Consider the following 22,229-nt stretch of genomic DNA (forward strand, 5'->3'; position numbering starts at 1 on the left):
CCCCTCCAAGGGTAAAGGCACCAATTTTAAAAAAGTTATAAACAAATCTAATGCATTCATTATATCACCTTACAAAATATGAAGAATATTGTATTTCATCCTTTTTATCTCTTTGCATAAGCTCAGTAACAGCTTCTTTGGCATCTTTGCCATTAAAAAGAACGTTATAGAGCTTTTCTGTTATTGGCATTTCTATACCTATTTTCTTGGATAGTTCATATGTAGATTTAGTCGTATTTACCCCCTCAACAACCATCTTTATTTCGCTTAAAGCTTCCTCAACCTTTTTACCCTTACCTATCAAAATACCTGCCCTTCTATTCCTTGAATGCATACTTGTGCAGGTTACGATTAAATCACCTATACCGCTCAATCCTGCAAAAGTCATTGGATTAGCTCCAAGAGCTGTGCCAAGTCTTGCAATCTCAGCTATACCTCTTGTCATAAGCGCCGCCTTTGTATTATCCCCAAATCCTAAACCATCTGAAATGCCAGCAGCAAGTGCTATAATATTTTTAACTGCACCTCCTATTTCAACACCAACAACATCAGTATTGGTATACACTCTGAAATTAGGAGTCATAAAAATGTCTTGAACTTTTAATGCAGTATCTTCGTCCTTTGATGCAGCAACTATTGCTGTTGGGATATCCTTTGAAACTTCCTCGGCATGTGAAGGACCTGAAAGAACTGCAATCTTATTATTAGGGAAAAACTCCCCCAATATTTCTGACATTCTTTTAAATGTTTTATCTTCTATGCCCTTTGTCAGGCTTACAAAAATCTGATTTTCATTAACAAATTCTTTAATCTTTAAACAAAGCTCACGAACTGCATGGGATGGAACTGCAACTACTATAATATCAGAACTTTTAATCGTTTCTTCTAAATTAAACCTTACATCGACATTCTTTGGAATAATAACATCCGGTAAATACTTAGAGTTTTGTCTTTTATATTTTATTTCTTCTAATATTGAAGCGTTGCGATCCCAGATGTAAACGTCATTAGACTTTTTGATAATAAAACTGCAATAGCTGTTCCCCAGCTTCCCCACCTAATACTGCTATCTTCATTTTAATCCTCCTTTTTGGATTTATAAACAAGCCTTATCGGCGTCCCTTCAAATCCAAAATGTTGCCTAATTTGATTTTCAAGATATCTGTCGTAAGAAAAATGAACTATTTCTTCATCATTAACAAATATAGCAAATGTAGGTGGTTTCGTCGAAACTTGTGTAGCATAATAAATCTTTAGTGCTTTGCCTTTTTCAACTGGTGGTTGCCTTAACATAACTGCCTCACTTATCACTTCATTTAGAACACCGGTCTTAACCCTCATTGCATTTTGAACAGCAACATATTTTATAAGGTCTATTAATTTAGTTACTCTTTGACCAGTTTTGGCCGAAATATAAATAATCGGGGCATATGTCATAAAGGATAATGCTGTTCTGATTTTATTATTATATTCATTCATCGTTTTATCATCTTTTTCTATTAAATCCCATTTATTAACAACTATAACTATACCTTTCCCTGCTTCATGGGCTATGCCTGCAATTTTCTCATCCTGCTCCGTCACTCCTTCAGTAGCATCAATCATAATAAGGCAAACATCTGCTCTATCTATTGCAGCAAGTGAACGGATGACACTATATTTTTCTATCTCTTCTTTAATTCTGCTCTTTCTCCTTATACCCGCTGTATCAATAAACAAAAATTTCTCACCGTTAATTTCCACTAAACTATCTATTGCATCCCTTGTAGTTCCAGGAATATCACTAACTATAGCCCTTTCTTCTCCTGTTAATCTATTTAACAAAGAAGATTTACCAACATTTGGTTTCCCAACTATTGCAACCTTGATTAATGGTTCTTCTTCATCATCAGCTTCTTTATCTTTAAAATATTTAACGATTTCATCAAGCATATCCCCAAGACCTAAACTTAAAGCTGCAGAAATTGTAATTGGTTCTCCTAAACCTAATGAATAAAACTCAAACTTGTTATCCTCTAACTTTAAATTATCAATTTTATTTACAACAAGAACGACTGGCTTATTAACCCTTCTTAACATTTCTGCAACTTCAATATCTGTAGCAGTTAACCCTTCCTTGCCATCCACCATAAACAATATTACATCTGCAGTTTCAATTGCTATTTGAGCCTGTCTTTTCATTTGTTTAAGTATAATATCTTCACTTTCAGGTTCAATGCCGCCTGTATCTACGAGGGTAAACCTGTAATTTAACCATTCAACCTCAGCATAAATTCTATCCCTCGTTACTCCAGGAGTATCCTCAACTATAGATATTCTTTTTCCAACCAGCTTATTAAAAGAGTAGATTTCCCTACATTTGGTCTTCCAACTATTGCAACAATTGGTTTCGCCATTATATCACCTCACCTTTAATTTTTTCTATCAAATCTTCTCCAGTATATTTTACTTTAATCACCTTTGCCTTTAATTCATTTTCCAATTCCAGTAAACTGACATCATCCAAAAATATATCTTCGTCAGCTTTTAACATATTGTTTGGAACAAAAATATATTTTTCTGTAATTGAATTTTTTAACTGATTAATTATATCCCTACCTGTCAATAAACCTGCTACAGTTATCTTTTCTCCAAAGAATTCATTATAAACTTTATAAACTTCAATATTTAAATTAAGTTTTTTAGAGATAATTTTCGATATATCATTTAAATAACTAAAAAACGACTCTCCAGTTATAAAAGCAATTTTTTTACCCTTTCCGTCAAAATCATTTGTTTTTAAATCCTCAAGAATGTTTCTTTCAAAAATCTAATCATACCAATGCCATCCTCAAGTTGTTCAAAATCCCCGTAATGTTCATAATCAGGTAGCTCCACACCTGCCATAACATAAAATTCATCAGCAAGACGTGCAAATGGAGTTCCTAGTTCTTTCTTATACTTTTCTTGAAGAGGCTTTAAATATTCTATAAGTTCTAATGATTTTTGGGCATCATAACCTTCTATTTTATATAATTTATCTCTATATTTTGTAATTCCAACGGGAACTATTGCAACATTTTGAACATTAGGATAAAGTCCCTTTAAATCTTTAAGAGTCTTTACTAATTCTTCTTTATCATTAATTCCATAACATAAAACAATTTGGCAGTTAATAGTAATACCACCTTCAGCTAACTTTTTAAGCTGATTATTAATTTCAGCTGCCCTTTTATTATTAAGCATTTTTACCCTTAATTCAGGATTAGTAGTATGAACAGATACATTAATTGGACTTATTCTATATTTTATAATCCTATCTATTTCCTCATCCTTTAAATTTGTTAGTGTTATAAAATTTCCTTGAAGAAAGGATAACATGGAATCATCATCCTTAAAATACAGTGTCCCCCTTAAGTTAGGAGGTAATTGATCTATAAAGCAAAAATGCATTTATTATGACATCTTTTAGGATGCTCGATAGCTGGATCTATAAGCTCTAATCCTAAATCTTCATCATAATCCTTTTCTATCTCAATCTCCCACTCTTCTCCATAATTTTTTCTAACTACCAAGTTTAAATATTCATCCGTAGTTAAATACTTATACTCTAGAATATCCCTTACCTTAACTCCATTTATTTCAAGCAAAACATCTCCAGCTTCTATTCCTACTTCCTGTGCAATAGAATTAAAAGCTACACTTTTTATAACAAGTCCATCTCTTTTCAAATTCGACACCTCAACTTTAATTATCATAAATTTAATATTAACATTTAAAAAAATAATATCAAGAAAAATACTAACTTCGAATAACCGAAGTTAGTAAACTTACATAGGCAATGTTATCTTAAAAGTAGTTCCTTCTCCTACTTTACTTTCGACATCTATTTTCCCTTGCATGAGATTTACAACATGCTTAACTATCGCAAGTCCAAGTCCCGTTCCTCCTAAACTTCTTGATCTTGCTTTGTCAACCCTATAAAAACGCTCAAAAAGCCTTGGCAAGTGTTCTTTTGGAATACCAATTCCATTGTCAATGACAGAAATGATTACTTGATTCTTGCTTTTTCTAATATAATTTTTACTTTTCCTCCCTCATTGGTATATTTAATCGCATTATCTAATAAATTAATTAGCATTTGCTTAAATTTATCTCTATCTCCGTGAACATAAATATCTTCACATTTTTTTCTAAATATATTTCGATATTTTTACTTTCTGCCAATGGTTTCATAATATATTTAATTTCTTCTAATATTTCTATAACATTTAATTTTTCAAAATTAAGAGCATATTCTTTATTCTCTAGTTCTGATAAAGTTAAAATATCATTAATCAACCTCGTTAATCTTTCCGCCTCAATATTAATTATATCTAAAAATTTCTTACGAATATTTTCATCTTCTACATCCTTTAGTGTTTCAGCAAATCCCTTTATCGATGTTAAAGGTGTCTTTAATTCATGGGAAACATTAGCAACAAATTCTGAACGCATATTTTCAAGCATTTTCATTTTTGTTATATCCTGAATAACCATTAAAGTTCCAACATTTTCAGTATTTTTTCACTATTTATCTTAATTATCTTTATTTTAAAATACTTTACATCAGGATACGAAACTTTTATCTCGATTTCATCCTCTAAATTTTGTTTAATTAATTCTTCCAATTCAAGATTTCTTATAACTTCAATGAAATGTTTGCCAGTAACATCCTCCTTGATATCAAACATTTTCTTTGCAGCAGGATTAATTAAAATTATTTTTTCATTGTTGTCAAAAGCGATAACACCATCTTCCATACTTTTTAATATTGATATTAATTTATTTCTTTTATCCTCTAAATCCAGTATTGTTTCCTGTAATCTTGCAGCCATTATATTAAAAGCATGTCCAAGCTTTCCTATTTCATCCTTGGTTTTTATCTTTATTCTTTTATCATAGTCCCCCATTGATATTATAGTTGCTATTCTTGTAAGGTCTCTTATTGGTTCAATAAATTTACCTAAGAAAATCCAAGCAAGTAAACTAGACAAAATTAAAGCAATTAATATTGTTACTAACAGAAAGTATATAATATTATGCTGCATGTATTTAATCAAATCAAACCGCATTGCTAATCTCATAATACATATTTTGCCATTATAATCAAAACGCTTTGCATAATAAAAAGATTTTGATTTATAGTTGAGCTTTTTCTTAAACTTATTCCTTTACCATAATAAATAGCATCTAAAAATTCCTTCCTGTTCTTATGATTTTCCATTTTAAAACTTTCTACATCTGAATCCCCTAATACCACACCATCATTTCTTATTATAGTAACCCTTTTATTGGTAGCTCCTTTAATTTTTTTAGCTAATTCATCAAAATTATTAAACTTTGAATATTGCACAAAATCTATAGCTAAATTAGCTTGATAATCCAATTCATTTTCAACAGTATTTATTAACAAATTTTTTGTATAGTAATAAAACAAAAACTAATAAAAGATATAGTTGTTATTAAAATAGTAGTAATAAAAACTAATAACTTCTTTCTCATTCAATCACCTATTCTTTAAATTTATATCCTATTCCCCTCACAGTTTCAATATATCTAGGATTTTTATCATCGTCTTCAATCTTTTGCCTTAAATGTCTTACATGAACGTCAACGGTTCTTGTCTCACCATAGTATTCATATCCCCACACTTTATCCAGCAAAAAGTCCCTTGTTAAAACCTTACCTTTATTTAAAATCAAAAGTTTCAAAAGTTCAAATTCTTTTAAGGTCAGTTCTATTTTTTGCCATCTTTTAAAACCTCATGTTTATCAAAATCCAATTTTAAGTCATGAATTTGAACGACATTCTTTTTTCTTCTTTGCTATTTCTTCTTAATACTACCTTTACACGGGCCAATAATTCCCTCACCGAAAATGGTTTTGTTATATAATCATCAGCACCAAGCTCTAAACCTAAAATTTTATCAAACTCTTCGCTTTTTGCTGTAAGCATAATAATGGGTATATTGGATATACTTTCATTCTTCTTTAATTCCTTACAAACATCAAATCCATCCATCTCAGGAAGCATTATATCAAGCAAAATCAAGTCTGGCTTTTTCTCAATAGCTAACTTAAGTCCTTCCTTCCCATTTAATGCATAAAAACCTTGTAACCATTTGTTTCCAAGTTATACTTTAATAATTCAATTATATGCAGTTCATCATCAATTAAAAGTATTTTTTCTCCCGCCATAATATCACTCCTTTATTTGTATAATATTTAGCTGTCTACCAGTCATAGTTCCATCCCTTCTATAGGAATAGAAATCATTTCTGCACATAGTGCAAATTAAACTTTCATAAATATTTTCTTCTAAAATTCCTGATTCAATAAGTTGTTTTTTATTTTCCTCACTCAAGCTTATATAAAATTTTTCGCCTTTATTTATTAAATTGAAAAATACGCCTAAATCTTCCTTAACTTCATAGCAGCATAGTCCTATTGATGGTCCTATAGCAGCAATTATATCATTAGGGATACTACCAAAATACTCTGTCATCCCTTTAACAACCTTTGTTACGATTTTAAGGGCAGTCCCCTTCCATCCAGCATGCACAGCAGCTACAATCTTCTTTTTTTATCCACTAAAAAATTGGGACACAATCTGCTGTAAATATCACAATTGGAAGGTTTAATTCCTTTGTAATTATTGCATCTGCTTCTGTCCCAAGTATATTTTCTCTATTTTCATGAGTCACAATAATTACTTTATCTCCATGAACCTGTTTAGTAAAGACTAAATTATCTGCATTAAAATTTAACTTAAATATTTTTTCAATAACAGCATCAGGTATTCTTAAATCATTACGCATTAAACTATACTCGTTAAAATCAATACCAAAATATTTATTTGTAAAAATATGATTTATAAATCCTAATTCTATAAAGGCTTTGACTTCAACTCCTTTATCTGAATAAATAAACATAATAACACCACCATCAATTTCTTTATAAATATTTTATCATAAAAAATAAAAGGATTCAGCATAAAGCTAATCCTTATTTTCACTTAATAGTTTTTGTAATTCTTCTAAAAAGTATTAATATCTTTAAATTGCCTATATACCGAAGCAAATCTTACATAAGCTACATCATCCAACTCTTTTAATTTTTTCATAACAAGCTCACCGATCAAACTGCTTTCTACTTCTTGTCTCATTGTATTATAAACTTGTTTTTCGATTTCATTTGCAAGTTCCTCAATCTTTGAAATCGATATAGGTCTTTTTCGCACGATTTTAAAACACCAATTAATATTTTTCTTTTATCAAAGGGTTCCCTTCTACCATCCTTTTTACAACATAAACAGGTATATCCTCCACCTTTTCATAGGTAGTAAATCTTCTATTGCAATTTAAGCATTCCCTTCTTCTTCTAATTGATGTATTATCTTCAGTTGGTCGTGAATCTAAAACCTTAGTCTCAACATGATTACAAAATGGACATTTCATTTCCTTCATCTCCATCGTATAACTTTTTATTGATAAATTATAGCATCATTTTTGTTTATTGTCTATTATTCTTCACTGTTATCCTGTAAGAGATCTATTAAAATCACATCTACCCCTATAGTCTTTACCTTGTTCCAACTTATCAAGATTTCATCCCTTTTTTAAAAAGGACAAAAAGCATTTTCTGGGGAATAACAATATACTCAATTCTTTCTAAATTATCGTCAAAAATAAGATCACTTATAAAGCCTAATCTCTTACCCTTATTGATATCTATAACCTCCATCTGTCTTAATTCCGATAAAGTAACATGGACATTTTCTAAATTATCCCTCATAACTTCACCTCCTAAAAAATTATATGATATAAATAAAAAAATATGGGTGTAATTTATAAACACCCATACTTTAAACAAATTTTCTCAAATGGTTCAAAGCTGACTTTTCTAATCTTGAAACCTGTGCTTGGGAAATTCCAATCTCTTCAGCTACTTCCATTTGTGTCTTTCCTTCAAAAATCTCATCATTAAAATCGTCTTTTCTCTTTTATTTAATTTTTTAAGGGCTTGCCTAATTGCAATATTTTCTATCCAAGAATCATCATCATTTTTTGTGTCACTAATTTGATCCATTACATATATTGCATCTCCTGCATCATGATATATAGGTTCAAATAAAGAAACAGGATCCTGAATAGCATCTAGCGCAAAAACAACTTCTTCACGGGGAACATTTAGCTCTTTTGCTATTTCAGAAATTGTTGGTTCTTTATTGTTTTCCAAAACCAATTTATCCCTAACCTGTAAAGCTCTATAGGCAATATCCCTTAATGATCTGCTAACTCTAATAGAGTTGTTATCTCTTAAATATCTTCTTATCTCACCAACAACCATAGGAACAGCATAAGTTGAAAATTTTACATTCTGATCTATATCGAAATTATCAATTGCCTTAATAAGCCCAATGCATCCAACTTGGAACAAATCATCTACATTTTCTCCTCTATTATTAAATCTTTGAATAACACTTAGAACTAGCCTTAAATTTCCCTTTATAAACTTTTCCCTAGCTTCTTTATCTCCTTGTTTCATTCTCGTCAACAATTCTTTCATTTCTTCATTTGTAAGAACAGGCAGCTTTGAAGTGTTTACTCCACATATTTCAACTTTGGTGTTTGCCATAGCGATGCTTCAACTCCTTCGGTTAATTTTGTATTATAATTATTCCCGAAGGATATTTTTTTATTCTTTTCATAAATTTACAATAAATTTATAATTTAAACCATTTTAGTTATTTCCTTTTTTAATCTTTTAATTATTCTTTTTTCAAGCCTTGAAATATAGGATTGTGAAATTCCTAATATATCTGCGACCTCCTTTTGTGTTTTTTCTCCTTCACCTTTTAAGCCAAATCTTAGTTCCATTATTTGTCTTTCACGCTTACTTAGTCTATTTATTGCATTCATCAATAGTTGTTTTTCTACTTCGTCCTCTATATAATGATAGATTAAATCATTATCAGTTCCTAATATATCTGAAAGCAATAATTCATTACCATCCCAATCTACGTTTAATGGTTCGTCAAAGGAAATTTCACTTCTAACCTTACTGTTTCTTCTTAAATACATTAATATCTCATTCTCTATACATCTTGATGCGTATGTTGCAAGTTTTATTCTTTTTGTAGGCTCAAAGGTATTAACAGCCTTAATTAATCCTATTGTTCCTATGGATATCAAATCTTCTATACTTACTCCAGTATTTTCAAATTTTTTAGCTATATATACAACTAATCTAAGGTTTCTTTCAATCAAAACATCTTTAACTTTGTAGTTGCCATTTTTTAATTCTTCAACCAACTTATTTTCCTCTTCATTCGATAAAGGTGGCGGTAAAACATCGGCTCCCCCGATATAATACACAAAACTTCTTCTAAAAAATTTATTCATTATGAAATTAACAAATTTTATCAATAAATTAATTATAAAATTTATAATGCCCATAACATTTCCCCTATCTTATAATTTCTGGAAAAGCTAATGCATCAAAAATTCCCTCTTGAGATAATGGAAGATGATAAAATGTCATTATTACATCCTCTAAAACCTTTAAGTGTCCTTCCTTTTTAACTATTAACTTATCTATTTTTATTCCTGTTATTAAACCGTTACTGATTCCTATTGCATTATATGGTATAACTCTTATTCTATTTTTGTATTTTGAATTTAAAATGCATTTAACAAAGTCTTCATAACTTTTAGATAGATTTAAATTATGATATAAATCATTAGGCAATAAATCCTTTAAAGCCTTATAATATACTACAATTACAGGATCCCCTGAGAGTGGATCCTTTAAATTATTTCCGGTATCAATAAGTGCCTTAATATTCTGGTGTTTTTTGTCTAAAAATATCTCTAAATCAACAATAAAATTGTTATCAAAAAATATGAATCGATGTAATCAAAGGCTATTTTAGAAAATACTATTCCTAATAGACTTCCAATAATCAAATAAATTTGTGACATTCTATTCAACAAAATGACTCCATTAATATTATTAAGATCCCCATGTGTCAAATAAAAGATAGCCATTATACTTCCACCTATGAGAAAAGTTTCTAAATAGAATAAGAGGACCAGTTTTATTACTTCCCGGAATGTATAAGGAAGAAATGCAATTACAATCATCAACAATGAGACTAGAATTTTCATTGACAAATTAAGATAAATTTCCATACTTGGCATTAAAATAACTAAAACATACAAAGCCCCAATAAGTGCACTTAATAACAATCTCCAGATAGGTGCCTTTGACCTTACGAGACGTTTAAGGAGATAAAGCAGAAAATAATTCATAAAAAGATTTTCTATAAATACTATATCGATATATAGAATATCCCCCATATTCACCCTCCAAACCTATTTATTATAATTATAAAACCTTTAGTCCTTTCTTTTTGTCATTTCATAATACTATAAATACACAATTTCTCGTCAAATTATTACTTTTTTACTTTATTTTGTTTTTTACAAAATAAATAACGTATTAACCATAAGTTAATACCGTTATTGTTAGCACTGTTTACCTTCTTTTCTGATTTCTAATAAAGGGTGGCAAATCGAGATCTTCATCATTTATATCAATATCCATTTTAATTTTTAAAGGTGAATTTTCTTGTTTATCTGCTGCCACTTCTTTGTTGCTTAATCTTGTGTGTTCTTCGAATCCAGTTGCAATAACCGTTATTCTTATTTCATCTCCTAAAGTATCATCTATTACAGCCCCAAATATTATATTCGCATCAGGATCCGCAGCTTGTCTTACTTGATCAGCAGCTTCTGCTACTTCAAACATAGTTAAGTTAGAGCCCCCAGTAATATTTAATAATACTCCAGTTGCTCCATTTATTGTTGTCTCCAACAATGGACTTGATATAGCTTGTTTTGCAGCTTCAATTGCCCTTCCTTCTCCAGAAGCTCTACCGATTCCCATATGAGCTAATCCTTTGTTAAGCATTATAGTTTTGACATCAGCAAAGTCTAAGTTTATTAAACCAGGAACAGTTATTAAATCCGATATACCCTGAACCCCTTGTCTTAAAATATCATCTGCTATCTTGAAGGCTTCAGTCATTGGTGTCTTTTTATCAACAACCTGTAGTAATCTATCATTTGGAATCGTAACTAATGTGTCAACCTTTTCCTTTAACTTCATAATTCCTTTTTCAGCGTTAAGCATTCTTTGTCTTCCTTCGAATATAAATGGCTTTGTAACAACTCCAACTGTTAATATCCCCAATTCCTTTGCAATCTCAGCAACTACAGGTGCTGCACCTGTTCCTGTTCCACCACCCATACCAGCAGTAATGAAAATTAGATCAGCACCCTTTAGAGCTTGAGTTATTTGCTCTATGCTTTCCTCAGCTGCTTTTTGGCCAATTTCAGGATTTGCCCCTGCACCTAATCCCTTTGTTAATTTATCGCCAATCTGAATTTTTGTTGTTGCTTTAGAATAATTAAGAGCTTGTCTATCAGTATTAATTGAAATAAACTCTACACCCTTTAATCCAAATTCAATCATCCTATTTACTGCGTTGTTTCCACCACCACCTACTCCTACAACTTTTATTTGAGCACCGGCATCTACGTTGAATTCAAAATCTAGCACAATAATACCCCCTTTGTTAATTAAAAGAAATCTGCAAAAATTCCTTTACCTTTTCAATCCAATTTGTTTTGTTTTCTTCTGTTTCATCAATTGAAGAACTTTCTTCATTCTCTTCTAATACTCTATTTATTTTTTAGAATCAACATGAATTGTGCTGTTTTTCTTTTGTTTTAATACATACATCGCTATTCCTGCAGAAGCTGAATATGTAGGATTTGCTACCCCTATATAATTAGGATATCCAAATCTAACAGGGATATCAAAAAGTCTTGAGCATAATCTTGAATACCCTTAATATTAAATAATCCTCCACCCGTAATTACAATACCAGCACCAAGATGATTTAGCAAATTATTTTTCTCTAATTCACTTTTTATCAAATATAACATCTCTTGAATGCGGGCTTCCATAATCTCTACTACATTTATTACTTGGATTTCCTTTTCACCTTTACCTGCCACGTTACTTATCTTAATAATATCATCACTTTTCACTAATTTTGTTGAAGCAGCTCCGTATTGTCTTTTTATTTTTTCAGCATCGCTAAAGGTAATTTTGCATATCAAAGAAATATCGCTAGTTATATGATTTCCTCCAACTGGAATAAGTTTGGAAAATACTAAGGTTTTATTTCTAAAAACTGAAATATCCATTGTTTCTGCACCAACATCTACTAAAGCTACTCCAAGTTCTCTTTCATCATCATTTAGGACTATCGTCGAAGTTGCTAATGGTTCCAATACAATGCCATCAACATTTAAACCTGCTTTTTGAACTGTTCTAATTATGTTTTGAACATTAGTCATAGATGCAGCAACTAATTTTGCATCAACTTCAAGTCTTACTCCAACCATACCAACTGGATCCCTTATTTCATCATATCCATCTACTATATATTGTTGAGGTATTATGTCTATAATTTCCTTATCAGGTGGAAGAGCAACAACTTTAGCTGCTTGTATTACCCTTGCAACATCTTCATTTGTTATTTCCTTATCCTCCCTTGAAACAGCTATAACTCCTCTATTATCTATTAATGTCGTGTAACCTCCTTTAATATTAACAAAAGCCGATTTTATTTTAATATTCGACATCTGTTCTGCCATCTCAACAGCAGTTTTAATGGCTTCTACTGTTGCATCTATATCAACTATTACTCCTTTCTTGACACCCTTGCATTCGGAGGTTCCAACACCTATTACATTAAATTGTTTTTTATTTATTTCTGCAATAACTACGCTTACCTTCGAAGAACCAATGTCAAGTGAGACTACTACATTGTTCATTCATTAATGACCTCCTTAAATCTCGTTTTATGTCTATTTATATAAATTCAACACAAATCATTAATTTCCTTTTTATTCAGCATAAAAATTATTTAGAAATTTTAATGTATTTTGGAACAGTCTTCCTATTGTAACCTGATATTTTTATCCTTTTTTCTTTTACTATTCTAACATACAACTGGCGAAATTGTAATTCCTTTATTTTGCTATCTGGCATAGTCATCGCAAAATAAAGAGCATCCGGATCGCCGATAGCTAAAATTTCAAAGGGTGGAACAATATATTGATTATTTATTTTAATAATTGGGCCCTCACAAGTAACTTCAGAGGTTGAAATTATTCTCTGGCCATTAACTGAAATAGCTTCAGCACCAGCATTCTTCAAATCATATATAACATATAAAATATCACTATTGTGTGTAATATAATCCAATATATTGTCATCAGATATATCGTAGTTTCTATTATCATCAATAATAATCCTAACTCCTGGCCCCTCAACATCGCAAAAACCTGAAAACAATCTAACATCATCTAATTCATTTTTCATTGTCATCAATACATTTTGAGTGATTCTACTGCTATTTTGATATTCTATTAACTTTTGTTGCATATTTTCAATATCTTTATTTAAGATGCTTATTTGATTCTTTAACTGGTTTAGTTCTAAGTTTTTTCTTTGAAACTCCTTATAAGTTAAAATTAGTGTAGGTTTAAATGGATTCGTTAAAATAAAAGAAGTTAAAATAATTCCGCACAACACTCCTAATGTAAGAAGGAAAATATTTTTAACATTAAGCCTCATCATTTTTCCTCCTTACATGTTTCCCTTCCTTAGCCATGTCAATTATTTGCCTTCTTATAATTGCGAAGTTATTAAATAACCTGCTTCCAAATACAAATACTGCAGCAAGATAAATTGGGACATTTAATCTATCTCCTAAATATGCAAGAAGAGCTGCTATAATTACATTACCAAAAATCCTGAAATAAATATATCTGATTGAAATTTACCTTCTAAAGATGCCCTAAATCCTCCAAATACAGAGTCTAAAGCAGCAAGAATAGCTACAGGAACATAAGTTGAATATGCAGCTGGAATATCTACCTTTAGAAACATCCCTAAAATAATACCAATTATCAATCCAATTAATGGGATCAATTTATCACCTACTTCCTTTGAATATATTTATATTCAAGATTTTTATTATACTTTAAAATTTTTATTTTATCCGATCTTACAATTTTAATTTCAAATCCACCAATTTTTTTAAGAATCTCAATTATACTATCTGGCATTTTAAAAGCTCCTTCTAATATTGCAGGATCCCCTATTGCTTTAATAACAAAGGGTTGAGTTGGATCAAATTTGCTGTCATTTATCTTTATCGATAGCCCTGCCTGTCTTATCTGAGTTCTTCCTACAAACCTTTCATCATTTATTGATATAGCTTCCGCACCAGCTGAATTAAGTTCATTCACAATGTCAATTAAATCCTTATAATAAACCTGCGACGCCTGTTTGTTTGAAAGATCGTTTACTGGAGTTATTGTTATTTCAATTCCTGGTCCTTCAACATCTGTTAATCCCGATAGTAACCTTAATTGATCAAGCTCCTCCTTCATTTGGCTAGCAACTTTATTTGAGCTTGCTACGGATTTTTCAATTTCATCAATTTTCATTTGTAGCTCTTGTGTTTTTATTAATAATTCATCTCTTTGTTTTTTAGTGTCCTCTGTTTTTTAACAAGGTTTTCAAACTGCCTTGTCGTATACTGATATCTCGGAGTTTTTATATATCTTAACTGATACGAAACCATAAACCCTAAAATAACACAAATAAATCCTATCCATAGCTGAGAAGATCGGTTGTTCATCTTTGATCTCCTTTCATTGTTTTTTAAAAACAGCTATTCCATTTGAGGTTATCTCTATTACACCACTTTTATTATTAACAAGCTTGCTTTTAATTATAGTTCTGGCATACCCTAATTTATAGTCTAAATTACTGCAATCACCAACATCAATAACCAAATTATTTTTGGTTTTAAACTTTATGTTTTCAAGGTCCCTTAAATCAGCAGAAATAATTCCTAGCTCTTTAGTATATTCGCAAACCTTTAATACTTCCTTTAATGATTCTAAAACATTTTTATCCTTTGAAACGTATTCGTTTGGAATATATTCCTTAACATTGATCCCTTCAATAATAAACACCTTATCATGTGGAAATGTATCGAGTGCTTGGACCATTCTACCTTCATTATCTATATTAACAAAGGAATTATTTAACTTAAGCACCCCTTTAATTTTCTTTTCTTCTATAGTAATTTCCAATGTGGCAGGCAACTTACGTTTTATTCTTACTTCTTCAATATAAGGGTTATTTTTAATATTTTCTGTTATTCTATTTTGGGATATTAAAAATATATTTTTTCCAGAACGTCTGATAGTGCAATTATTTCTTCTTTTGAAACTAAGTAATTCCCTACAACATTTATCGACTTAATATTAAAAAACTTGACTTTATTAATAAAAAATAAATACAGCTATAAAGAAAATTAAAAAAGATAATCTTATAAGCTTTTTCTTGTTTTTTCCCATAGTTAATCATCCTTTTTAACAAGTTCTGAAATTATTTCACAAATTTTATCAGCAGCATCTATTTTTGCAAATTTTTTAGCATTTGAAGACATTTTAGTTAATAAGTCTTTATTTTTGGCAAGGCTAATAACTTGCTGTGAAAAAACATCATCTGAAATCTGCGACTCCTTAATAACAATCGCAGCTCCATTCTGCTCAAGGGATAATGCATTATATTCCTGATGATTGTTGGCAACATTTGGCGATGGAATAAGTATAGAAGGTATTCCAAGGGCAGTTATCTCAGAAATAATTGTAGCTCCTGCCCTACTAATGATTAAATCGCAGGCTGTCAAAGCATCGTCCATATTATAGGCATATGGAATAATAATGATTCCCTCTAAATTGTTTATTCCCTTTTCTTTTAAGGTTCTTATAACCCTTTCATATTCTCTTTCTCCAGTTATAAATATTAATTGTATTTTTTCTTCTATTAATTTTGGAATTATATTTATAACAAAATCATTTAAACGACTCGCACCTCTACTGCCTCCAACAGCTAATACTGTAGGTTTATCCTTATTTATTCCCCATTTTTCTTTATTGCTTTCACCTATTTTCCTTAATATATTTTCTCTAATCGGATTTCCTGTTAAAACAACTTTACTTTTAGGGAAAAATCTTTCTGATTCAGAAAAAGTAATAGCGATCTTTGATACAAAATAAGACAATATTTTATTTGTAAGTCCGGGGATAGCATTTTGCTCATGGATAATTGTAGGGATTCCTTTTAAGCTGGCAGCTAAAACAACAGGACCGCAAACATATCCCCCAGTTCCTATAACGATATCAGGCTTAAATATATTTAGTATCTTATTAGCATCAAAAATCCTTTAAATACCTTTTTATCGAAGATAAAGTTTTTTTAGATAGCCTTTTATTCAATCCCTCAACCGTTATAAATTGAATTTCAAATCCCTCATGTGGAATTAATTTTTTCTAGCCCGTTTTCTGTTCCAACAAATAAGACCTTTGCATCTGGATATTTTTGTAATATCTTTTTTGCTATTGCAACACCAGGGTAAATATGGCCACCCGTTCCGCCACCTGAAATTAGAACTCGCACCTTAATCACTCCATTCTACAAATCCCTCGAAATATTTAGAAGAATACCTAGAGATATTAACGTAAACAATAAAGAAGAGCCTCCATAACTAATAAGTGGCAATGTTACGCCGGTTACAGGCATTGAAGATGATACAACTAGTAAATTTATACTTGATTGAATTGCTATTAAACTCGTTATTCCTGCTGCCAAAAGCATTCCAAATCTATCTTTACAATTTATTGCAATCCTAATCCCTCTCCATATTAAAATTGTAAATAACAAAATAATAAAAAATACTCCAATGAATCCAAACTCTTCACCAATAATTGCAAAAATAAAATCGTTTTGAGCTTCAGGTATATAATAATTTTTTGTCTTGACTGTCCAAAACCCACGCCAAAAAATCCACCTGCTCCTAATGCATATAAAGATTGTATAGCTTGATAACCATCGCCAAGGGGATCAGCCCAAGGATTAAGGAAAGCTGTGAATCTTCTCCATCTATAATCTGCACTTTTCATTGCAAAAAGGCCACCACTGCCCCTAAAATTAAGATTACACTTAATTGACTAACTTTTGCACCAGCAACAAACAGCATAGAAAATGCAGTTGCCATAACAATTACAGATGTGCTCATATTGGGCTCAGCAATTATAAGTCCAGCAAAAATTCCAGACACTATAAGAACTGGCAATACACCTTGTAAAAATGTCTTAACCTTCTCTCCCTTTCTTGAAAGATTATCCGACAAATAAATAACTAAAATTATTTTAGCAAGTTCTGATGGCTGAATTCCAAGGTTTCCAAACCCAATCCATCTCCTTGCACCTTTTATAGGAGGTAAAAGCAAAACCACAACTAACAAAAATATTGTTATAAGCATGCCTAATGCTATTAATTTACGGTTTTTGTATATTTTATAATCAATTTTAGATGTAAAATACATAGCACCAATTCCTAAGGATGCCCATATAGCCTGTTTCCTCAAATGATAAAATCCATCATTATATAGTTCCTTATCGATATACATGCTGGCACTAAATACCATATTTATACCTATAGCAAGCAAAATCAGTATAACACCAAACAAAACATAGTCAAAGGGCTGTTTTTTATTCATATAAACCTCCTAAATACTAATTGCTAAAAAACCTATTAAACATAAAATAGCAGTAAAAATCACAAACCATGCCACTATCTTTGTTTCATGCTCGCCTTTTTGTTCAAAGTGATGATGTAAAGGAGCCATTTTAAATATTCTTTTGCCAGTCAATTTAAATGAAATAACTTGAAGAATTACAGATAACGTTTCAATAACATAGATTCCACCAACTATTACTATTATAAAGGGCATTCTGAGCAAAACAGCAAGGGCAGATATTGCACCACCCAATGCTAAGGATCCTGTATCTCCCATAAATACTTCTGCAGGGTATGCATTAAACTTTAGAAAACCAAGTAGGCTCCCTGCCAATGCACCACAAAATACAGATAAATCCTTTTGGCCTAATCCATATGTTATTACTGAAAAAATACGCTTACAATCAAGGTTACCGATGCGGCTAGTCCATCCAAACCATCAGTTAAATTAACTGCATTTGTTGTCCCAACTATAACAAAAACCATAAAAGGAATATACCAATATCCCAAATCAATAAAGAGATTTGTAAATGGAATATGAACTTTACTTCCTATCTGTGGATTTGTAAAAGCATAATAAGATAAAATCAAAGCTAATAAAATTTGTCCTAATAATTTTTGATATGCCCTAAGTCCCAAATTTCTTTTTCTTATAATCTTAATGCTGTCATCAAGTAATCCAATAAATCCATACCCGACGGTCGTTAAAAGAGCAATAAACAAAGCGCCGGAAAATTTATTTGTTATAGCTAAAACAGTTAGAATTAGGCTTAGAATAAAAATTATTCCCCCATTGTAGGAGTTCCCGCTTTTTTAAGATGGCTTTTGGGGCCCTCCTCCCTAATACTTTGTCCAAATTTGAATTTTCTTAGGGCAGGTATTATAACAGGACCTAATAGAAGCGAAATTATAAAGGAAATTATCGTAGCCAATATTGTTATCTGCATTCTTTTCCCCTCTTCCTTTAAGATCTTTCGTTAAATTTCCTGTAATAATTCATTAACTATCTCCTTTTCATCAAAGTGAACCGTTTTATCCTTTAATATTTGATATGTTTCATGACCTTTTCCAGCTATAACAATGACATCATCCTTCTTTGCATTCATCAAAGCATACTTAATTGCTTCTTTTCTATCAACTATGATCTTATAAGGACACCCTGTATTTTCAACACCTGGAATTATATCTTGTATTATTTGCTCTGGCTCTTCATTTCGCGGATTATCTGAAGTAATAATACAATAATCAGCAAAAGTTCCGCAGCTTTTCCCATCAAAGGTCTTTTAGTTTTATCTCTATCTCCACCAGCTCCAAATAAAATAATTAGCCTTCCTTTTGTATATTCCCTTGTTGCCTTTAAAATATTTTCAATGCCATCCGGAGTATGTGCATAGTCAATTATAACAGTAAATCCCTGTTTTGCCTTAATTCTTTCACTTCTACCTGGAACTGATTTTAAAGCTTCGAGACCTTTTTGATAGTATTTATATCTATTCCTAAAGACAATGCTGCAGCTGCACAACCTAATGCATTATAAACATTATATTTCCCTGGCAAATGCAGATTAACTTCAATTTCATTTGATTGATAGCATAACTTAAATTTTGTCCCTTCATCTGACATTGTTATATCTTTAGCATAAACATCAGCAACACTATCAATACCATATTTTAATATGTTCCCTTTTACATATCTTAAAGCTTCTTTTCCATAATCATCATCTATATTTATTATAGCATTTTTTGCCCTTTCAAAAGTTTTAGTTTGGCTTTAAAATAATTTTCCATTGTTTTATGAAAATCTAAATGATCTTGAGTTAGATTTGTAAAGATTCCTGCTTCAAAGTCCACTCCATATACCCTTTCTAGTTCCAAAGAATGTGATGAAACCTCCATAACACAATAAGTGCAATTATTATCAACCATTTCTTTAAATAAACATTGCAAATCTAATGATTCTGGAGTCGTTCTCTTAGCTTCTATTATTTTATCTCCAATTATATTATAAATAGTTCCTATTAATCCTATTTTTGGCCGTAAGACTCTAGTATACTTTTCATCATAAAAGTTGATGTGGTTTTTCCATTTGTTCCAGTAATACCTACAATTTTTATTTTTTCAGCAGGTTTTTATAAAAATTTGATGCTATAGTGGCCATGGCTTTTCTCGTATCTTTAACCTTTACTAAGGTTATATCGCCATCGATATTTATATCTTTACTTATAATAAGGGCTTTAGCTCCCCTATCCACAGCCTCCTGTGCAAAATGATGTCCATCAACTTTAAAACCTTCTATGCAAATGAACAAAGATCCCTCAGTGACATCCTTACTATTATAAGTAATATGTTTTATGTCAACATCATTTCCAACAAAAATACAACTATCTATTCCCGATATTAATTCACTTAATCTCATATTCTTACCTCCCTTTATCAAATTAAAAACGAAGTCATGCCATAAGGCATTGACTTCCTATTAATCTTCTGGAACCTCTAATATTATTTTAACTATAGTTCCTTTATTAACTTCAGTATTTGGTGAAATATCTTGTGAGGCAGCAATTCCATCTCCTAAAAATTCAACCTTTAATCCAATCTTTTCTGCAATCTCTATTATTTCCTTTTAGTTTTTCCAGTAAAATCTGGAACAGCTACTCTTAAGTTTTTATTTTCTGATGTTCCAAGATATAAAGCTATTTTTGTATTTTCCTTTACTATTATACCAGGTTTAGGACTTATATCATATATAATTGTCCCATTTCCTTGAGTTTCATAATCTAATTTTAATTCCTTCAAAGTTTTAATAGCTAGTTCTATGGATTTTCCTCTAACTTCAGGTATCATCACTTCCTTGGGAATATTCGTTGAAGAAATTTTAGGCTGAACATTCATGTATCTTAAAACATCTTCAAGTATCTCCCTTGCAAGTGGTGCAGCTGTGCTTCCTGCATAATAATTTGAAGGATCAGGCTCATCGATAGACAAAAATATGACAACCTTTGGATCATCTATCGGAGCAATTGCAGCAAAGGATGAAATATATTTTCCAGGTGCATATCTACCATCTATTACCTTCTGAGCTGTTCCGGTTTTTCCTCCTATTCTATATCCTTCAATGTAAGCCTTATTTGCTGCCCCATTTTTTACAACGCTCTCAAGCATGAGAAGAAGTTTATTGGCCGTTTCCTTTGAAATTGTTTGCTTTAAAACCTTAGGCTCAAATTCCTTAACGGCAGTTGTATTACCTTCGTCATCTGTCTTAACAATCCTTTTTACAAGATGTGGCTGCATCATCTTACCGTCATTTGCTATTGATCCTAATATTGTTATAAATTGTATTGGAGTGACTGAAATTCCTTGTCCAAATGATTCTGTCGCTAATTCCACAGGTCCAACTTTACTTACATCTCTTACCTGGCCTAAAGCTTCCCTGGATAATCTATACCTGTTTTTTCCCTAAGTTAAAAGAGAATAATATTTGTGTAGTTTCTCTTTTCCAAGTTTTTGGCCTAAAATAACAAATCCAACATTACAAGAGTTTTCAAGTATATTTGTAAAATTTTGTATGCCGTGTCCCCTTGTCCTCCAACAACGAATAATTCTATTAGCTACTTTTATAGAACCGTTGCAGACAAATCTATCCTTCTCACTAACAATTCCTTCTTCAATCGCAGCAGCTGCAGTTAATATCTTTAAAACCGAACCTGGCTCAAAGCTATCATTAACTGTTCTATTTTTCCAAAGCTTCAATGCCTCTTCAACCGAACCCTTAACTGGATTATTAGGATCGTAATCGGGTTTATTTGCCATGGCAAGAATTTCTCCAGTTTTGGGATCCATTACAATTGCTGATATTTGCTTTGCTTTATATTCCTGCAACCCCTTTTCAAGGGCCTTTTCAGTATAATATTGAATATATTCATCTATTGTAAGGACTATATCTGAACCGTTTTGAGGTGGAACATAAGTAGCTAATCTATATGGAAGTTCCCTAAAGAATTTATCCGTCTCACCCATAAATCTGCCCGGAACTCCCTTTAATATATCATTATAATAATACTCTAGCCCTGCTCTTCCATTTCCATCAATATCAGTATTGCCAAGCACATGAGCTAAAAAATTGCCATTAGGGTAGTATCTCTTAGTATCTTCAGAAACTACTATCCCAGGCAATTTCAGTTCCCTTATTTTATTTCCCTGTTCCTTTTCTATTCTTCTTGCAATCGTTACACTTCCAATTGGCTGTCCATTTGACAATTTCTTATTAAATTTTGCTAATATAGTCTCCTTACTTATTCCTAATATTGGAGAAAGCTTTTCAGCAATCTCTTCACGGGTTATTTTTTCTCCTTTTCAGCATCAAATATATCCTTCATAAAAGCGTCGACCCTTTCAACATTGCCGCTCACAGCCAAAGGGTTTCCATTTCTATCAAGTATCTTGCCTCTTTTTGCGTCAATCTTTATAT

21 protein-coding genes and 11 pseudogenes are annotated in these 22,229 nt (G+C 31.1%); all 32 read right to left on the reverse strand.

Annotated elements, in window-relative coordinates; genetic code table 11:
• Positions 1-64: 64 nt before the first annotated feature.
• Positions 65-1,062, reverse strand: a pseudogene (locus PWK10_RS06905) (NAD(P)H-dependent glycerol-3-phosphate dehydrogenase).
• A gap of 15 nt (positions 1,063-1,077) precedes the next feature.
• Positions 1,078-2,396 (reverse strand): annotated as a pseudogene (gene der, locus PWK10_RS06910) (ribosome biogenesis GTPase Der).
• Positions 2,396-3,737: pseudogene (locus PWK10_RS06915) on the reverse strand (DUF512 domain-containing protein). The pseudogenes der and PWK10_RS06915 overlap by 1 nt, the downstream one beginning before the upstream one ends.
• A 72-nt stretch (positions 3,738-3,809) precedes the next feature.
• Positions 3,810-3,986 (reverse strand): sensor histidine kinase, encoded by a 177-nt coding sequence (locus PWK10_RS06920; RefSeq protein WP_446715302.1) that lies wholly within the window; start codon positions 3,984-3,986, stop codon positions 3,810-3,812.
• A gap of 44 nt (positions 3,987-4,030) precedes the next feature.
• The gene (locus PWK10_RS19570) at positions 4,031-4,120 is read right to left on the reverse strand and encodes a hypothetical protein (RefSeq protein WP_446715303.1); all 90 of its coding nucleotides are present in this window, start codon (positions 4,118-4,120) and stop codon (positions 4,031-4,033) included.
• The gene (locus PWK10_RS06925) at positions 4,114-4,518 is read right to left on the reverse strand and encodes a sensor histidine kinase (protein ID WP_274767785.1); all 405 of its coding nucleotides are present in this window, start codon (positions 4,516-4,518) and stop codon (positions 4,114-4,116) included. The genes PWK10_RS19570 and PWK10_RS06925 overlap by 7 nt, the downstream gene beginning before the upstream one ends.
• Positions 4,518-5,105, reverse strand: coding sequence for a HAMP domain-containing protein (locus PWK10_RS06930; protein ID WP_274767787.1), 588 nt, complete (start codon positions 5,103-5,105; stop codon positions 4,518-4,520). Before PWK10_RS06930 ends, PWK10_RS06925 begins: the two co-directional genes overlap by 1 nt.
• Positions 5,102-5,434 (reverse strand): hypothetical protein, encoded by a 333-nt coding sequence (locus PWK10_RS06935; RefSeq protein ID WP_274767789.1) that lies wholly within the window; start codon positions 5,432-5,434, stop codon positions 5,102-5,104. The genes PWK10_RS06930 and PWK10_RS06935 overlap by 4 nt, the downstream gene beginning before the upstream one ends.
• A 97-nt stretch (positions 5,435-5,531) precedes the next feature.
• Positions 5,532-6,218: pseudogene (locus PWK10_RS06940) on the reverse strand (winged helix-turn-helix domain-containing protein).
• Positions 6,219-6,222: 4 nt separating this feature from the next.
• Positions 6,223-6,594 (reverse strand): polyphenol oxidase family protein, encoded by a 372-nt coding sequence (locus PWK10_RS06945; protein WP_274768159.1) that lies wholly within the window; start codon positions 6,592-6,594, stop codon positions 6,223-6,225.
• A gap of 16 nt (positions 6,595-6,610) precedes the next feature.
• On the reverse strand, positions 6,611-6,952 hold the full coding sequence (locus PWK10_RS06950) for a laccase domain-containing protein (RefSeq protein WP_274767790.1): 342 nt from the start codon (positions 6,950-6,952) through the stop codon (positions 6,611-6,613).
• A gap of 66 nt (positions 6,953-7,018) precedes the next feature.
• Positions 7,019-7,477: pseudogene (gene nrdR / locus PWK10_RS06955) on the reverse strand (transcriptional regulator NrdR).
• A gap of 142 nt (positions 7,478-7,619) precedes the next feature.
• Positions 7,620-7,814: a YlmC/YmxH family sporulation protein gene (locus PWK10_RS06960; RefSeq protein ID WP_274767791.1), complete on the reverse strand. Its 195-nt coding sequence runs from the start codon at positions 7,812-7,814 to the stop codon at positions 7,620-7,622.
• Positions 7,815-7,884: 70 nt separating this feature from the next.
• A pseudogene (sigG, locus tag PWK10_RS06965) lies at positions 7,885-8,657 on the reverse strand (RNA polymerase sporulation sigma factor SigG).
• A 95-nt stretch (positions 8,658-8,752) separates the two neighbouring features.
• A complete protein-coding gene (gene sigE, locus PWK10_RS06970) occupies positions 8,753-9,469 on the reverse strand; it encodes an RNA polymerase sporulation sigma factor SigE (RefSeq protein ID WP_423219150.1) in 717 nt (238 codons plus the stop codon).
• Between the two features lie 19 nt (positions 9,470-9,488).
• Positions 9,489-9,926, reverse strand: coding sequence for a sigma-E processing peptidase SpoIIGA (locus tag PWK10_RS06975; protein ID WP_342455714.1), 438 nt, complete (start codon positions 9,924-9,926; stop codon positions 9,489-9,491).
• Entirely contained in the window at positions 9,893-10,381 is a 489-nt protein-coding gene (locus PWK10_RS06980) for a sigma-E processing peptidase SpoIIGA (RefSeq protein WP_274767792.1), read from the reverse strand. The genes PWK10_RS06975 and PWK10_RS06980 overlap by 34 nt, the downstream gene beginning before the upstream one ends.
• 178 nt (positions 10,382-10,559) lie before the next feature.
• Positions 10,560-11,645 (reverse strand): cell division protein FtsZ, encoded by a 1,086-nt coding sequence (gene ftsZ, locus PWK10_RS06985; RefSeq protein WP_008908638.1) that lies wholly within the window; start codon positions 11,643-11,645, stop codon positions 10,560-10,562.
• A 224-nt stretch (positions 11,646-11,869) separates the two neighbouring features.
• Positions 11,870-12,931, reverse strand: coding sequence for a cell division protein FtsA (gene ftsA, locus PWK10_RS06990; protein WP_274767793.1), 1,062 nt, complete (start codon positions 12,929-12,931; stop codon positions 11,870-11,872).
• An 88-nt stretch (positions 12,932-13,019) separates the two neighbouring features.
• Positions 13,020-13,736, reverse strand: coding sequence for a DUF881 domain-containing protein (locus PWK10_RS06995; protein WP_274767794.1), 717 nt, complete (start codon positions 13,734-13,736; stop codon positions 13,020-13,022).
• Positions 13,726-14,093: pseudogene (locus tag PWK10_RS07000) on the reverse strand (small basic family protein). Before PWK10_RS07000 ends, PWK10_RS06995 begins: the two are co-directional and overlap by 11 nt.
• Before the next feature lie 8 nt (positions 14,094-14,101).
• Entirely contained in the window at positions 14,102-14,614 is a 513-nt protein-coding gene (locus PWK10_RS07005; protein ID WP_274767795.1) for a DUF881 domain-containing protein, read from the reverse strand.
• 20 nt (positions 14,615-14,634) lie between these two features.
• The gene (locus PWK10_RS07010; protein WP_274767796.1) at positions 14,635-14,808 is read right to left on the reverse strand and encodes a hypothetical protein; all 174 of its coding nucleotides are present in this window, start codon (positions 14,806-14,808) and stop codon (positions 14,635-14,637) included.
• Positions 14,809-14,821: 13 nt separating this feature from the next.
• On the reverse strand, positions 14,822-15,382 hold the full coding sequence (locus tag PWK10_RS07015) for a cell division protein FtsQ/DivIB (RefSeq protein WP_342455715.1): 561 nt from the start codon (positions 15,380-15,382) through the stop codon (positions 14,822-14,824).
• Between the two features lie 155 nt (positions 15,383-15,537).
• A complete protein-coding gene (murG, locus tag PWK10_RS07020) occupies positions 15,538-16,404 on the reverse strand; it encodes an undecaprenyldiphospho-muramoylpentapeptide beta-N-acetylglucosaminyltransferase (RefSeq protein ID WP_342455716.1) in 867 nt (288 codons plus the stop codon).
• Positions 16,405-16,493: 89 nt separating this feature from the next.
• Positions 16,494-16,640, reverse strand: a complete 147-nt coding sequence (locus PWK10_RS07025; RefSeq protein ID WP_274767798.1) for a glycosyltransferase — start codon at positions 16,638-16,640, stop codon at positions 16,494-16,496.
• Between the two features lie 15 nt (positions 16,641-16,655).
• Positions 16,656-17,742, reverse strand: a pseudogene (gene ftsW, locus PWK10_RS07030) (putative lipid II flippase FtsW).
• 9 nt (positions 17,743-17,751) lie between these two features.
• Positions 17,752-18,709 (reverse strand): annotated as a pseudogene (gene mraY, locus PWK10_RS07035) (phospho-N-acetylmuramoyl-pentapeptide-transferase).
• A gap of 30 nt (positions 18,710-18,739) precedes the next feature.
• Positions 18,740-20,177 (reverse strand): annotated as a pseudogene (locus tag PWK10_RS07040) (UDP-N-acetylmuramoyl-L-alanyl-D-glutamate--2,6-diaminopimelate ligase).
• Positions 20,178-20,237: 60 nt separating this feature from the next.
• Entirely contained in the window at positions 20,238-20,378 is a 141-nt protein-coding gene (locus PWK10_RS18495) for a PASTA domain-containing protein (RefSeq protein WP_342455717.1), read from the reverse strand.
• On the reverse strand, positions 20,375-20,653 hold the full coding sequence (locus tag PWK10_RS07050) for a PASTA domain-containing protein (RefSeq protein ID WP_342455718.1): 279 nt from the start codon (positions 20,651-20,653) through the stop codon (positions 20,375-20,377). Before PWK10_RS07050 ends, PWK10_RS18495 begins: the two co-directional genes overlap by 4 nt.
• A gap of 75 nt (positions 20,654-20,728) precedes the next feature.
• Positions 20,729-22,102 (reverse strand): annotated as a pseudogene (locus tag PWK10_RS07055) (peptidoglycan D,D-transpeptidase FtsI family protein); the annotation flags it as partial.
• Between the last annotated feature and the right edge of the window lie 127 nt (positions 22,103-22,229).

This window comes from Caloramator sp. Dgby_cultured_2 (assembly GCF_028872215.1).
GTDB classification, from domain to species: domain Bacteria; phylum Bacillota; class Clostridia; order Clostridiales; family Caloramatoraceae; genus Caloramator; species Caloramator australicus.